At 71.7% G+C, this 11,517-nt stretch carries 14 protein-coding genes; 7 read left to right on the forward strand and 7 right to left on the reverse strand.

Annotated features, from left to right (window positions below; translation table 11 throughout):
• Window positions 1–35: 35 nt before the first annotated feature.
• Window positions 36–236 carry a hypothetical protein gene (locus K1T35_RS02815; protein WP_220258626.1) on the reverse strand — a complete coding sequence of 67 codons (201 nt, stop codon included), beginning with the start codon at window positions 234–236 and terminating at the stop codon, window positions 36–38.
• A 203-nt stretch (window positions 237–439) separates the two neighbouring features.
• On the opposite strand from K1T35_RS02815, the gene K1T35_RS02820 reads away from it, so the two are divergent.
• The 3 genes from K1T35_RS02820 (at window position 440) to K1T35_RS02830 (ending at window position 2,759) form a co-directional block, all read left to right on the forward strand.
• A complete protein-coding gene (locus K1T35_RS02820; RefSeq protein WP_220258627.1) occupies window positions 440–1,270 on the forward strand; it encodes an LLM class flavin-dependent oxidoreductase in 831 nt (276 codons plus the stop codon).
• 103 nt (window positions 1,271–1,373) lie between these two features.
• Entirely contained in the window at window positions 1,374–1,667 is a 294-nt protein-coding gene (locus tag K1T35_RS02825; RefSeq protein ID WP_220258628.1) for a hypothetical protein, read from the forward strand.
• Between the two features lie 177 nt (window positions 1,668–1,844).
• Window positions 1,845–2,759: a hypothetical protein gene (locus K1T35_RS02830; RefSeq protein ID WP_220258629.1), complete on the forward strand. Its 915-nt coding sequence runs from the start codon at window positions 1,845–1,847 to the stop codon at window positions 2,757–2,759.
• Between the two features lie 101 nt (window positions 2,760–2,860).
• On the opposite strand, the gene K1T35_RS02835 is transcribed toward K1T35_RS02830, so the two are convergent.
• Genes K1T35_RS02835 through K1T35_RS02845 form a run of 3 tightly spaced genes read right to left on the reverse strand, consistent with a single transcriptional unit; the run spans window position 2,861 to window position 5,822 of the window.
• Window positions 2,861–3,637, reverse strand: a complete 777-nt coding sequence (locus K1T35_RS02835) for an SDR family NAD(P)-dependent oxidoreductase (RefSeq protein WP_220258630.1) — start codon at window positions 3,635–3,637, stop codon at window positions 2,861–2,863.
• Window positions 3,634–4,746 (reverse strand): alcohol dehydrogenase catalytic domain-containing protein, encoded by a 1,113-nt coding sequence (locus tag K1T35_RS02840; protein WP_220258631.1) that lies wholly within the window; start codon window positions 4,744–4,746, stop codon window positions 3,634–3,636. Before K1T35_RS02840 ends, K1T35_RS02835 begins: the two co-directional genes overlap by 4 nt.
• The gene (locus K1T35_RS02845; protein ID WP_255621524.1) at window positions 4,746–5,822 is read right to left on the reverse strand and encodes a Gfo/Idh/MocA family protein; all 1,077 of its coding nucleotides are present in this window, start codon (window positions 5,820–5,822) and stop codon (window positions 4,746–4,748) included. The genes K1T35_RS02840 and K1T35_RS02845 overlap by 1 nt, the downstream gene beginning before the upstream one ends.
• Window positions 5,823–6,044: 222 nt before the next feature.
• On the opposite strand from K1T35_RS02845, the gene K1T35_RS02850 reads away from it, so the two are divergent.
• Together K1T35_RS02850 and K1T35_RS02855 are read left to right on the forward strand one after the other, a co-directional pair.
• Complete coding sequence (locus K1T35_RS02850) at window positions 6,045–6,890, forward strand: L,D-transpeptidase (RefSeq protein WP_220258633.1); 846 nt, start codon at window positions 6,045–6,047, stop codon at window positions 6,888–6,890.
• Between the two features lie 15 nt (window positions 6,891–6,905).
• On the forward strand, window positions 6,906–7,844 hold the full coding sequence (locus K1T35_RS02855) for a choice-of-anchor P family protein (RefSeq protein WP_220258634.1): 939 nt from the start codon (window positions 6,906–6,908) through the stop codon (window positions 7,842–7,844).
• Window positions 7,845–7,909: 65 nt separating this feature from the next.
• On the opposite strand, the gene K1T35_RS02860 is transcribed toward K1T35_RS02855, so the two are convergent.
• A complete protein-coding gene (locus K1T35_RS02860; RefSeq protein WP_220258635.1) occupies window positions 7,910–8,323 on the reverse strand; it encodes an ATP-binding protein in 414 nt (137 codons plus the stop codon).
• 121 nt (window positions 8,324–8,444) lie between these two features.
• Here K1T35_RS02860 and K1T35_RS02865 point away from each other — a divergent pair, with 121 nt between their 5' ends.
• Complete coding sequence (locus K1T35_RS02865; protein ID WP_255621525.1) at window positions 8,445–9,365, forward strand: DMT family transporter; 921 nt, start codon at window positions 8,445–8,447, stop codon at window positions 9,363–9,365.
• An 82-nt stretch (window positions 9,366–9,447) separates the two neighbouring features.
• Here the strand turns inward: K1T35_RS02865 and K1T35_RS02870 are convergent, their stop codons facing one another.
• Both K1T35_RS02870 and K1T35_RS02875 read right to left on the reverse strand, forming a co-directional pair.
• A complete protein-coding gene (locus K1T35_RS02870; protein WP_220258637.1) occupies window positions 9,448–9,813 on the reverse strand; it encodes an RNA-binding S4 domain-containing protein in 366 nt (121 codons plus the stop codon).
• Window positions 9,814–9,858: 45 nt separating this feature from the next.
• On the reverse strand, window positions 9,859–10,527 hold the full coding sequence (locus K1T35_RS02875; RefSeq protein WP_220258638.1) for a winged helix-turn-helix transcriptional regulator: 669 nt from the start codon (window positions 10,525–10,527) through the stop codon (window positions 9,859–9,861).
• 129 nt (window positions 10,528–10,656) lie between these two features.
• Here K1T35_RS02875 and K1T35_RS02880 point away from each other — a divergent pair, with 129 nt between their 5' ends.
• Window positions 10,657–11,466: an SDR family NAD(P)-dependent oxidoreductase gene (locus tag K1T35_RS02880; RefSeq protein ID WP_220258639.1), complete on the forward strand. Its 810-nt coding sequence runs from the start codon at window positions 10,657–10,659 to the stop codon at window positions 11,464–11,466.
• Window positions 11,467–11,517 lie beyond the last annotated feature (51 nt).

Raw genomic sequence — 11,517 nt, forward strand, 5'->3', positions numbered from 1 at the left:
TCTCACCGTTCAGCTCCCCCGGTTGGGCGACATGCCTACGGCGATGGCTGCGGGACCGTGCACTCGATCCGCGGGTTGAGCCCGACGTAGTTCAGGGGCCCCGCGGCGACCGTGACGAGCACCGTGCCGAGCTCGGCGCAGTTGACCTGGTCGTCCCCGGAGAAGTAGCCCCGCTGGTACGCGGCAAAAACGCCGATGAGTAGCCAGATGAGGACGATGACAGAGCCGGTCCGCATGGGTGTCCCTCTCGCCGGAAGATCTGGACTCTATGTGATCTGAGTCTCATCGAAATCACGATCGCACGTCCCTCCGGACGCTGCTAGCTTCTGCAATGACTCCGCGGTGGTCCCGACGGAACGACGCCGCAGTACGGGACCGCCCGCCGATCCGGCGAGGAGGGGGCGGCTGACGTTCCCGCCTACCCTCGTTCGGAGTCCCCATGAAGATCGGTATCGGTCTGCCCGTCGACGACCCTGACGTCCTGCGCGAGTGGGCCGTCCGCGCCGACGCAGGCCCCTTCAGCACACTCGGATTGCTCGACCGCCTGGTCTGGCACAACCCCGAGCCACTCGTCACGCTGGCCGCCCTCGCCGGCGCGACCAGCCGCATCCGGTTGCAGACCGAAGTGCTGCTCGCGCCGCTGCGTGGCACGGCGCTGCTGGCGAAGCAGGTGGCCACGCTCGACCGCCTGAGTCGCGGCCGCTTCACACTCGGCCTCGGCGTCGGAGGTCGGGCCGACGACCACGCCGCCGCGGGCGTCGACCTGCGCGAGCGGGGCCGTCGCCTCGACGAGCAGCTCGTGCGGATGCGGGAGCTGTGGGACGGCGGTACGCCCATCGGCCCGGCCCTCGCCTCGCCCGGCGGGCCGGAGCTGCTGTTCGGCGCGTTCCGCCCGGCCGCGCTCGCCCGCGTCGCCCGGTTCGGCGACGGGCTGCTCTGCGCCGCCCCGCCGTCATGGGCAGGCGACCTGTTCCGGGCGGTCGAGCGCGACTGGGCGGAGCGCAGCCGACCCGGCAGGCCGCGGCTCGTCGCCCAGGTGAACGTCGCGCTCGGGCCGGACGAGGTGGCCGACACCGCCCGCACGGCCATGGGCGCCTACTACGGCTTCACCGGCACCGCCGATCGCATGCTGGCCGGCCTGCTCACGACGCCGGACCAGGTGCGCGACGCGGTGCGCGCCTACGCCGACCTCGGAGCCGACGAGGTCGTCCTCTACTGCTGGGCGACCGATGCCACGCAGGTCGACCGGATGGCGGATCTGGTGTCCTGACCGCGGGGGCGGCGTGCGATCCTTGACGCGTACGGTCGCTTCCCCCGGCCGCCGATCTTGGTCGCTGGAAGGGGAAGCCGTGTACAAGCCGTGGTCGTCGAGCGTGAGCACGCCGCCTCCGCCGCTGGACCGGCCGGTGTGGGTCCATCTCGACCGGCTCTACGGCCCACCCGATTCACCCGGCCCGATCGCCGACCCCGTGCCCGGCGGGCTCCTCGTCGCCACGGCGAGGGTGCCCGGGCTGCTCAAGCGGTGGACCCGCGCGGTCGACGGCCGCTGGTTCGGCCGGGTCAACTTCGCCGTCTGCGACGCCTACGGCGCGGTGGTGGCGGAGCACCTGGCGGTCCTCGTCCCCGCGTCGGCCCTCACGCCACGGGAGGAGGAACCGCGGCGGTAGGTGGGCGGGCGCTGCCCGGGCAGCGATCAAGGGGAGATGGTCGCTGTTCGATCTTCTGGAGCAGCCATCAGCCCTTGATCGCCGGGGAGAGAGCGCAGTTGTCCACCTCGGCCGCTGGTTGTCCACAGATCACCCACATGGGGTGGTTTTGCCTGGTCGAGGGCCCAGGCTCGATGCATGCGCCAGCCACTCCGCGATATCGCCGCCGCACAGCACAGCGCCTTCACCGCCGCGCAGGCCATGAGCTGTTACAGCCGCGGCGAGCTGCGGGCGCTGTTGCGGTCCGGCCGCTGGGAGGGGGTGTTCACGGGTACGTACCGAGTGAAGTCCGGGGTAGCGGGCTCGAGGCTGCGGCTGTCGGCGGCCGGGCTCAGCATCGGGCGCGAGGTGCCGGCCTGTCTGCACACGGCCGCCGAGCTGCACGGCTTCGGTGTGCTCGACGACGTGGTCACCCACGTTGCCGTCGGCCCGGACGAGCCGTGCGCACGCCGAGCTGACCTCTGGCCGCACCAACTCGCCCTCGCACCGGACGACCTGGTCCGGCTGCGGTGCGGGGCGCTCGTCACCACCGCCGACCGGACGGCGATCGACCTGGCGCGAACCCTTCCTCGCATCGACGTCCTCCCCGTGCTCGACGCGGCCCTCGCCGCGGGTGTCTGCACGCCCGAATCGCTCGCCGCGGAGCTGGATCGGCACGCAGGGCTCCGCGGCGTCCGGCGGGCCAGGGAGCTGGTGCCGTTGTCCGACCCCGCTCCGGAGTCTCCGCAGGAGTCCCGGCTGCGCCTGCGCTGCCACGACGCGGGGTTGCCGCCGCCCAGCCTGCAGTTCCCGGTCCTCGACTCGCGTGGCCGCACCCGCCGCTGGCTGGACCTTGCCTGGGAGGAGGCCAAGGTCGCCCTCGAGTACGACGGTGAGGACGGGCATGCCGGGCGGGAGAACCTGCGCTCCGACCGCCGCCGCCACAACTTCCTGCAGGATGACGGCTGGGCGATGTTCTACGCGACCGACCTCGACGTGTACCGAGACTTTCCGGACCTGATGCGGAAGGTCGGGACAGCCATCGAGCGCCGATCCCAGCGACTCGTCGGCTAGTCGCGGGCTCCTGTCCGTCGATCAAGGGCAGATGGTCGCTCCGAAGGATCAAACCGCGACCTTCTCCCCTTGATCGCCGCCCGGCGGCCGGCGTCACCCGGTTACGAGTGCATCCAGCCGCCGTCCACCACCCAGTGCTGCCCCGTGCACGAGCGGCTGTCGTCCGCGGCGAGCCACAGCACCAGCCGCGCGACGTCGGCAGGCTCCAGCCGCTGAGGCACGGCCTGTGCCGCGGCGCGGTGGGCATCGGCGTCCGGGGTCATCCAGTTGTCCAGCTGCCGAGGCGTCATGATCCAGCCGGGCAGCACGCAGTTGACGCGCACGCCGTCCGCTCCGAACTCGCGCGACAGCGACCGGGTGAGCCCTTCGACGCCTGCCTTCGCGGTCATGTAGACGGTGAGGTCGAGCAGGTCCACGTGGGCCGAGATCGAGCCCATGTTGATGATCGAGCCGCGCCCGGCGGCCCGCATCGCGGGAGCCACCGCCTGCGCCGCGAAGAACTGGTGGTCGAGGTTCACCCGCATGCGCTCGTCCCAGTAGGACGGCTCGATGTCGCCGACGGGGTGGCGGGTGTCGCTGCCGGCGTTGCTCACGAGCACCTGCACGTCACCCAGCTCGGCGGCGATCTCACCGATCACGCGGCGGTACGCGTCGAGGTCGCGGATGTCGCACTCGCGGAACAGCGGGCGCGGGTGCCCACGCTCGGCCACGGCCGCCACGAGCTTCTCGCCCGCGTCGGCGGCCACGTCGACGAACCCGACGCGCGCGCCCTGGGCGGCGAACTGGGCCACGAACTCGGCGCCGATGCCGCTCGCGCCACCGCTGATGAGAACGACGGCGTCGCGCAGGCTGGGGTAGGTGGCGTACTCGCTGGTCATGCGGGCAGTACTACCCCGCGACCCGCGGAGCCCGCGCGGAGGGCCTGGTAGGCGTCGTCGACGCCGTCGAGCGGGTACCGATCGCCGAGCAACACGTCCAGCGGCAGCCGGCCCGCCAGGTACAGGCCCAGTATCCGGGGGAGATCCACGGGCGGGTTCGCCGACCCGTACAGGCTGCCGACGAGGCGCTTCTGCTGTTGCACCAGCTCGTTGATCGGGATCGACGCGGTGGCGTCCACCGCGCCGAGGCCGACGGCGATGGCGGTGCCACCGGGTCGCAGCACGGCGAACGCCTGACGGAGGGTCTGCGGCAGGCCCACCGCGTCGACCGCGACCTCCGCGCCGCCGCCCGTCAGCTCATGGACGGCCGCGACCACCTCGTCCGGCGACAGGCCGGAAGCGTCGAGCGTGTGGGCGGCGCCCAGGCGGCTGGCCAGCTCCAGCTTGTCCGCGGCGACGTCGACCACGATCGGCACCGCCCCGACGAGTACGGCGCCCATCAGCGCGGACAGGCCCACCCCGCCTGCGCCGACCACGACGAGCGGCTTGCCCGCCACCTGCCCCGCCACGTTGACGACCGCGCCGACACCGGTGATGACCGCGCATCCGCTGATCGCGGCCACGGCGGGCTCGACGCCGTCGGGCACCTTCACGACGGCGCGTTGCGACACGACCGCGCGCTCCGCGAAGCAGGAGACGCCGAGGAAGTGGTGCAGCGGCCCACCGCCGAGCCGCAGCCGGGATGTGGCGTCGAGCAGGCCTCCGCTGCGCGCCTGCACCCGCCCGAACACGCACATCACCGGGCGGCCCGTGACGCAGTACTCGCAGTGCCCGCACCGCGGCCGCCAGGTGAACGCCACCCGGTCGCCCACCGCAACGGCATCGACGCCGGGCCCGGCCTCCTCGACCACGCCGCTGCCCTCGTGACCGAGCACGATGGGCAGCGGGCAGGGGATCGCGCCGTCCATGTAGTGCAGTTCGGTGTGGCAGACCCCGGCGGCCTCGACGCGCACGAGCACCTCGCCGTCGTGGGGCGCCTCCAGCCGCACGTCCTCCACGCGCAGCGGCTCGCCCGGCGCCCGCAGCACCGCGGCTCGTACCCGATGCATCAGGCCCACGCTTCTTTCGTGACGCGCACGTCCTGCCCGGTGCGGGCGCTCTCGCCGATGGCGAGGGAGATGGCGTGATCCTGGCAGCCCTGCGCGAGCGGGTACGGCGGAGGGCCTTCGTCGCGGGCCCAGACACCGGTGGCCTCGAGGATGGCGGCGACGGCGATGTCGTCCTCCGACAGGCGCGTTCCGCGGAACGGGTTGCGGTACAGGACGGTGCCGTCGAGGGAGACGTGGTCGAGATCGTTTCCCTCGAGGTTGAGATCGATCCCGGTGCGGCGGTACACGAGGTGCGACTCGACGGGCGTTGCCGGCTCGGCCAGCCGGACCAGGCGGTCGTCCACCAGCTCACCGGTGGTTCCGCGCACCGCGATCCGGCGCTCGAGCAGCGGGTTCCACCACTGGTTCTCGGTGAAGTCGTAGAGACCGTGGCGGCCGCCGAAGTCGAGGGTGGCGATCGTCCTCGTCCGCGGCTCGGGTGCGGCTTCCGGGCGCCAACCATCGAAGCCGAGCGGGTCGACGAGAGGCGCGCTGAATGCGCGCGCGGAGACGACGACGTCCTCGGTGTCCACGCTCAGCAGCCCGCGCACGAGCGAGACCGCGTGGTAGAGGTGCGTGGAGCAGACGTGCACGGCCGTCGGCTCCCCGATCGTCCCGGCGCGCACCGCGGCCAGGCGGGCGGCGTGGCCGGGCATCAGCAGGTACTGCTCGGCCACCTGCACGAGGCCGCTGCCGCCCACGTCCGACCACAGGGCGCGCAGGCCGTCGAGGTCGGGAGCGGGCGGCGTCTCGACGAGCACCGGCACCCCGAGCGCGACCGCCGACCGGGCCACATCGGGCATCTGGGGCCACGGCACGGCCGCTGCGACGAAGTCGGGACGCTCGCCCGCGAGCAGCTCGTCCAACGTGCGGACGGCGGGCACTTCTGGTCCGGCCCGCTCGGGATCACGACTCACGACGCCGATCGCGCGCAGGTGGTCCGGCACCGCCGCAGCGAGTCGGAGAAAGAAACGGCATCGCTTGCCGCTGCCCACCACTGCGAACGTCGTCGGCGCCACCGGCCCACAGTCGTTCATGGTCCGGCGTGCGCGCAAGGCCCGATCGGGATCGCGGATATCACCAGAGTGGACAGACAGCGCTCACGATCCGTTGTGATCTGCGCAACAGGAGGTAGTCGGACAACTTGGAGTAACCCGGACGGGAGAGTCTCGTTTGATCAATTACGCGGACCGTGACCGGCCGACCATGCCGTCATCCGGTCAGGACCGTCCCTGTCCGATCAGCTCTGTTTGGGTGACATGTCACAGCAAACTGCGCCGCCCGACGCGGCGCCGTCCCGGGGCGCGGGCCCCGGCCCGTCCCGACGCGGGATCCTCTTCGGGGCGATCGCCGGGGTCGTCATCGCGGCTGGCGTCGTGCTGGGCTTCACCTTCTTCGGCGGTGGGTCGAGCACCGACCCGTCATCCGTCGCCGAGGGTGGGGTTCCTCCGGGCGAGGTTCCCGTGAGCAGTACCTACACCGAAGTGACCGGCGCGCCGGCCGACCCCGACCCGACGGGGACGACCGAAGGCCTGGTCGTGCACCCGATCCGGGAAACTCCGGTGCGCGACGCCCCCGACGGGCGGCCCATCGCGCGCATGGAGACCACGCAGTTCGGCGACACATGGCTCCCCGTGATCGCCGAGCAGCCGGGCTGGGTGCAGGTGCTCCTGCCCTCCAAGCCCTCCAACTCCACCGGCTGGATCCGCGCCGACGACGTGGAGCGGGCAATCACGCCCTACGTCATCCGCGTGCACCTCGGTGCCAAGAAGCTCCAGCTCGTGCAGGACGGCGAGGTCGCCGACGAGTGGTCGGTGGGGATCGGCACTCCCGAGACCCCCACACCGACGGGCCGGACGTTCCTGCTGGGGGCGTTCACCAACCCGAACGAGACCTACTCGGACGTCTTCCTCCCGCTCGGGGTGCACAGCCCGACGCTGGACAGCTTCGGTGGCGGCCCGGGAACGGTCGCCATCCACGCATGGCCCGATGCGAGTTCCTTCGGCAACGCCGTCAGCAACGGCTGCATCCGGGTCCCGAACGACGCATTGCAGAAGCTCGCCAAGGTCCCGCTTGGCACGCTCGTGATCATCGATCAGGAATGAGGGGTTAGCACCACAGTGAAGACGAAGAAGCTTGCCGGTGCGGCAGCGGTCGGGGCAGTCACCGCGGTGACCACCCTGCTCCTCGGTGCGACGCCTGCGTTCGCACAGGACTCGGACTCCAAGGGCGACAGCGCGTTCGCGCTCTCGGCGTCCGGTGTCCTGGACATCAACCCGATCTCCCCCGTGAAGTCGGCGGACGGCAAGCTGGTCCACGACGAGCTCCTGTCGATCGGTGACGTCGCAGGGGAGTACGAGGACGACATCTCCCTCGGGCTGCTGACCTCGGAGGCCGAGGCCCACCGCTCCGAGACCGCCGTCAAGGAGGTCAACCTCCTCAACATCCTGCGCGCCGACCTGATCCGCACCTGGTGCGACAACGGCGAGGGCGGGCTGCAGATCATCAACGGCACGGTCCTCGGGCAGAAGCTCCCGGACACCTCGGTGCCCGGCAAGGACATCGACGTCTCGCCGCTGGTGAAGGTGTCGCTGAACGACCAGAAGCGCAACACCGACGGCTCGCTCTCGGTCACCGGCATCAAGGTGACCGTGCTCCCGGCCCCTGAGGTCGCGGACCCGAACGAGAAGCTCGACTCCGCGGAGAAGGCGGCCCTTCCGGTCCTCGGTGACCTGCTGGGCAAGGAGCTGCCCGTCAACACCGACACCCTCGGCGGCCTCGTCGGCGACCTGGGCGGCCTCGCAGGCGGTGACCTCCAGACGATCACCGTCGGCAACGCCACCTGCCAGGAGGGCGGCGCAGCCTCCGGTAGCGACGAGAACGCCGACGACGACGGCAAGTCCTCCAAGGACGACGACGGCGACGACGACGGCAAGTCCTCCAAGGACGACAAGGGCGACGGCGACGACGACGGCAAGGGCGGCGGCAACTCCGACGTCAAGGCCGACACCGCCCCGGCCCCGTCCGTGGTGAAGGCGGCCCTGCCGGTCACCGGCTGACACGCACCATCTGAAACATCACCGCGACGGGCGGGAGCCGAGCAGGCTCTCGCCCGTCGTCGTTTTCACGCCAGGCGTTCGGGGAGGCTCCACCGCATCGCGATGCACGTGCCGGCCTCCGCGCGCTGGACGTCGACCCGTTCCGCCAGCCCCGCGATGAGCACCATGCCGCGGCCGCGCCAACCGGATTCGCGCGGCGCCTGCCAGTTGCCGTGATCGCGCACGACGACCTGGACCTCGCCGTCCACGCAGCTCGCGTCCAGCTCGGCCTCACCGTCGCCGTCGGGGTAGGCATGATCGGCGACGTTCGCCAGCGCCTCGTGCGTGGCCAGGACGATGTCGTCGACGGCATCGGCGGAGAGACCGAGACGGGCGGCCCACCTCGCGACCTGCGCGCGAATGTCACGGAGGCGGTGCGGAAGAGACGGCGCCGGGAGCCGCAGTTTCAGCGATCCCGGGCCGCGGGCGAGCGCAGGCATCCAGTACTCCCGGTCGCGGTCCTGCGAGGCAGATGGCGGGGAGATACCCCCTGTGATGGGGGACGAACCTGGACAGACCGGATCGGGTATGAATCCGGCCGTCGCGGCGTTGGAGGGTGATGTGGATCGACGTGGGAGCGCCCCCGACCGGACCTGGTTGATCGCCGTCGCCGCCGCGATGTGGGGAACCGACGGCTTGCTGAGGCAACCCCTCGCGGGCCAGCTGCCCGCGGCCACGGTGGTGTTCTGGGAGCACCTGCTGATCGTGGTGGTGCTGCTCCCGTTCGTACCGTCGGCCGTGCGGGCGTTCCGGGCGGCGAACGGGCGGGAGCGGCTGGCGCTCGTGCTGATCGGCGCGGGCGCATCGGCCGTGGCAACGGCGCTGTTCACCCAGGCGTTCCGCTATGGCGATCCGGTCACCCCGCTCGTCCTTCAGAAGCTCCAGCCGGTCATCGCCGTGGTCGCGGCCGCGCTGCTCCTGGGCGAGCGCATGCGCCGCGGATACTGGCTCTTCGCGGTGCCCGCGCTCGTCGGGGCGTGGCTGATGGCCTTCCCCGAGCCGCTCTCGGCGGCGCCGCAGGCGGTGACCGCCGCGCTGCTCGCCGTGGCGGCGGCCGCGCTGTGGGCCGTCGGCACGGTGCTCGGGCGCATGGTCAGCGTGCGAATCGCCAGCCGGGACGTCACCGTGCTGCGGTTCGCCATCGGCCTGCCGGCCAGCGCGGTCGTGCTGCTCGCGCAGGGTGCTCCGGTCGCGGTGACGGGCGCGCAGCTGGGCCCGCTGGTGCTGCTCGCGCTGGTGCCCGGCCTGCTCGGGCTCACCCTGTACTACATCGGGCTGCGGTCCACCGCCGCCGCGCGCGCCACGCTCGCCGAGCTGGCGTTCCCGGTGACGGCCACGCTGATCGGCGTCGGTCTGCTCGGCACCCGCCTGGAGCCGAGCCAGTGGTTCGGGCTGCTCGTCGTGGTGGCCTCGGTCACGGCGCTGGGCCTGCGCGAGCGGTCCCGGGAGCCCGTCGTGCGCGTGGAGGCGGCCGCGGCGTAGCAACCACGGTGGTCGAGTAGGGCCGGCACTGGCGGGCCGACGCTACTCGACCACCGGAAGACCGGCGAACCGCCAGGGCCGGTCACGGCTGCCCGGAGCGGAACGCGTCGAGGACGCGGCGCTCCCGCTTCGTCGGGCGCCCGGCACCTCGTTCCCGGCGGGCGACCGGCACCACGGCCTCCGGTGGTGGGGCCGGGGTGCGGTCGATGTAGCAGGTGGCCGCGTCCGCGGCGCCGACCCGTTTCTGGATCACGCGTACGACCTCGACCACCCGGGTCCGGTCGTGCACCCGGGCCCGCACCTCGTCGCCGGGGTGCACGGGCGCGGCAGGCTTCGCGGGCCGGTCGTTCACGCGCACGTGCCCGCCCCGGCAGGCCGCGGCGGCGTCGGACCGGGTCTTGGTGAGCCGGACCGCCCACAGCCAGCGGTCCAGTCGCGTCGACTCCACGCCTCGATGATGGACCATCCGCCGAAGTCGAACGCCACCCCGGACCTACCGGGTGTGGAGTGTTTCACCGGAGGGCCACGGATCGGTGACGGCGTGCAGCAGCCGATCGATGACCGACAGATCTCCTACAACGGCGACGCTGCCGTCGGCGCATGCGGTTTCGAGTGTGGCCGGATCGGCCAGCAGGGCGCTGAGCGTCTTGGGCTCCGTGCGGAGCGAGGCGGCTGCCGTTGCGGGTTCGCCGGGCTGCACCTGAACCCGTCCGGACGCAAGGCGGACCGTCCACGCCCGACCGTCGAGCTCGAGACGGCAAGTCGTCGCCGGTGCCGCGGGGTCGGGGCGAGCGGCACCTCGCAGGAAGATCAGCACGGACGTGGCGCTGAGCGCGCTCGGCGGCGGGGGTTGCGGGGCGTCCATCCCCCAGTCGCTCAGAGCCAGCAGGACCGGTTCCAGCTTCCGGCCCCGTTCGGTCAGTTCGTAGACCCGAGGACCGTCGGCGGGCGCCAGTCGCCGGACCACCCCGTTGTGCTCGAGTTCTCGGAGCCGGTCCGCAAGCAGGTTCGAGCTGACGTGGGGCAGAGCGTGCCGCAACTCGGAGAAGCGCTGAGGCGCCAACAGCAGCTCGCGGACCACCAGCAGGGCCCAACGCTCCCCGACGACGTCGAGGGCCCGCGCGATCGCGCACGAGTCCCGATAGCTACGGCTGGTTGGCATGGCCGCCTTCCTCGTCCAACTGATCCGAAACTACCACAACTGCTGATTGTTATTTACAACTGTAAGAGGTTGACTTTAGCAACCAGTGGCAGTTACCGTTCCCCTCGCACCGGCGCATGGAGGACGGACATGAGTGGATTGCTGCTCGAGAAGAAGAACGCTGTGATCTACGGCGGCGGCGGAGCCATCGGGGGCGCCATCGCACGGGTGTTCGCCCGGGAAGGCGCGAGGGTCTTCGTCGCCGGGCGGACGCAGGCGAAGCTCGACGCCGTGGCGCACGACATCGCCGCGGCGGGCGGAACGGTCGAGACCGCGCACGTCGACGTTCTCGATGAGCGGGCGGTCCAGGAGCACGCCGATGCGATCGCGGCGACGGCCGGCAGCATCGACGTCGCCGTCAACGCCGTGAGCGTCATGCACGACCAGGGGACCCTGCTGGCGGACCTCTCGCTGGAGGAGTTCATGCGGCCGATCGACGGTTTTCTGCGGCCGCTGTTCATCACGAGCAAAGCCGTGGCACGGCACATGGGTCGCGAGCGCCCGGGCGTCGTCCTGATCCTGTCCGAACCGGGTGCCAAACTGGCCACCAGCGGCATCCTGGGACACGGCGTGAGCGCCGCAGGCAAGGAGGCGTTCTCGCGGCTGCTGGCCGCGGAACTGGCACCCGGCAACATCCGGGTCGTCGACATCCGTCCCCACGCCGTCGTCGATGCGCCGGCAGCGGGTTCCTACACCAAGGACCTCTTCGCACGGTCCGCGGCGGCGACCGGGCAGTCGGTCCAGGAATTCCTCGAAGGCGGGTTGGCGCAGGGGACGCTTCTGAAGCGGCTGCCCACGCTCACCGAGATAGCGGAGACGGCCGCGTTCCTGGCTTCGGACCGCGCCGGAGCCATGACCGGAACGGTTGCCAATCTGTCAGGCGGCGCACTTGTGGACTGAGTCGAACGTCCTCGCACGCCCGGTCGGTGCCTCTCGCCGACCGGGCACGCG

The sequence above is a fragment of the Pseudonocardia sp. DSM 110487 genome (assembly GCF_019468565.1).
Lineage (GTDB): Bacteria > Actinomycetota > Actinomycetes > Mycobacteriales > Pseudonocardiaceae > Pseudonocardia.

Coding starts and splice junctions, on each gene's coding strand:
- K1T35_RS02815 (WP_220258626.1), bottom strand. CDS start 236: ATGCGGACCGGCTCTGTCATCGTCCTCATCTGGCTACTCATCGGCGTT.
- K1T35_RS02820 (WP_220258627.1), top strand. CDS start 440: ATGAAGATCGGTATCGGTCTGCCCGTCGACGACCCTGACGTCCTGCGC.
- K1T35_RS02830 (WP_220258629.1), top strand. CDS start 1,845: ATGCGCCAGCCACTCCGCGATATCGCCGCCGCACAGCACAGCGCCTTC.
- K1T35_RS02835 (WP_220258630.1), bottom strand. CDS start 3,637: ATGACCAGCGAGTACGCCACCTACCCCAGCCTGCGCGACGCCGTCGTT.
- K1T35_RS02840 (WP_220258631.1), bottom strand. CDS start 4,746: ATGCATCGGGTACGAGCCGCGGTGCTGCGGGCGCCGGGCGAGCCGCTG.
- K1T35_RS02845 (WP_255621524.1), bottom strand. CDS start 5,822: ATGAACGACTGTGGGCCGGTGGCGCCGACGACGTTCGCAGTGGTGGGC.
- K1T35_RS02850 (WP_220258633.1), top strand. CDS start 6,045: ATGTCACAGCAAACTGCGCCGCCCGACGCGGCGCCGTCCCGGGGCGCG.
- K1T35_RS02860 (WP_220258635.1), bottom strand. CDS start 8,323: ATGCCTGCGCTCGCCCGCGGCCCGGGATCGCTGAAACTGCGGCTCCCG.
- K1T35_RS02875 (WP_220258638.1), bottom strand. CDS start 10,527: ATGCCAACCAGCCGTAGCTATCGGGACTCGTGCGCGATCGCGCGGGCC.
- K1T35_RS02880 (WP_220258639.1), top strand. CDS start 10,657: ATGAGTGGATTGCTGCTCGAGAAGAAGAACGCTGTGATCTACGGCGGC.